Below are 1,248 nucleotides of genomic sequence, written 5' to 3' on the forward strand. Positions count from 1 at the left end.
GAGGCATTTGAAAAGCTTCGCGTCCTCATGGCTAACCGTGACTTCATCGTTAAAAGGCACGTGAGTGCCGTTAACCAAATTAACCGTTGGGTCGATGTTGTGTTTCCTGAACTTAGACAAGTATTTAAAGACATTAAAGGCAAAGGAGCAATTGCAACGCTACGCTTATTCCCTACTCCATCGGACCTCCGTTCGATGGAACCGCATGATATCGTTAAGGGATGGAAAACTATTATGAAACGTCAGCCTGGGGCAAAAAAGGCTCAATCACTCATTGAATTAGGGAAGCGATCTGTTGGCAACCAACAAGCATCTGATGCTTATAAACTACACCTTGAACAATTACTTGAAGAGTTTGACCTCGCAACAGTCCAACTCGAAAGAGTTGATCAAGAAGTGACTGATGTACTGAAAGACATTACTTACGCCAATAAACTACTAGACATTGAAGGGATTAGTGAGATTTCACTAGCTGGCATTTTAGGAGAATCAGGTGATTTAAGCGGATTCTCCCATGGCAATTCACTTTTACGGCATGCAGGATTACATCTATCAGAGGCTAGTTCAGGGAAATGGAAAGGGCAAATTGTTGTCTCAAAACGAGGAAGGTCTCGGTTACGGCGTTTCTTGTATATCACGACAATGAGTATGATCATGAACAACCCTGAATTCAAGGAACTACACACCTATAATGTCAACGTGAAAAAGATGAAGAAAATGAAATCCATTATGAAACTCATTGGTAAGCTCGCAAGAATATTAGTGGGGATCGCTCGACGTAACGAAGCCTATTGCCCTAAAAAAGTAAGCACCTTAACACTAAAAGCAGCTTAATAACATTATATTTGTTTCGTGATTTACCTAATCCGTTAGGATTAAAACATTAATTATCGAGTATTGGCTTATTCGTAGGATCTCAAAAAAGCACGGAGAACTGGATGTGTTCAACAAAAGGGCATTACGACCCGTCGCGATAGCAAAACTAGGCTCCACCCCTTGGATAGGCATGACGAAGGAATGAAAGGGCTTAGACCCGTTGAGACTTGGGAGGGACAGCCTCCGAGGGCAGCGTGGAGAATGCGTGCCATACATGGAAAAAAATGGAGTGAAATAGCATCTCCTCTATTTAAGTATGCTTGAAACTCGTCGAAACGGTCGTAAACCACTTCATTCAACAATATGTTCAGACAAGTGGCTTGAAATCCTGCGAATAAGTGAGTATTTGAAAGAAAATTGATTCTAACCGAG

The 1,248-nt window shown here is 41.7% G+C and carries 1 protein-coding gene; it reads left to right on the top strand.

Annotated features, from left to right (window positions below; genetic code table 11):
• Positions 1-834, top strand: an 834-nt coding sequence (locus tag E3U55_RS17040) for a transposase (protein ID WP_134341674.1), incomplete at its 5' end; no start/stop codon positions are given.
• Positions 835-1,248 lie beyond the last annotated feature (414 nt).

Origin of the sequence: Filobacillus milosensis (assembly GCF_004402015.1) — a bacterium.
Classification (GTDB): domain Bacteria; phylum Bacillota; class Bacilli; order Bacillales; family Alkalibacillaceae; genus Filobacillus; species Filobacillus milosensis.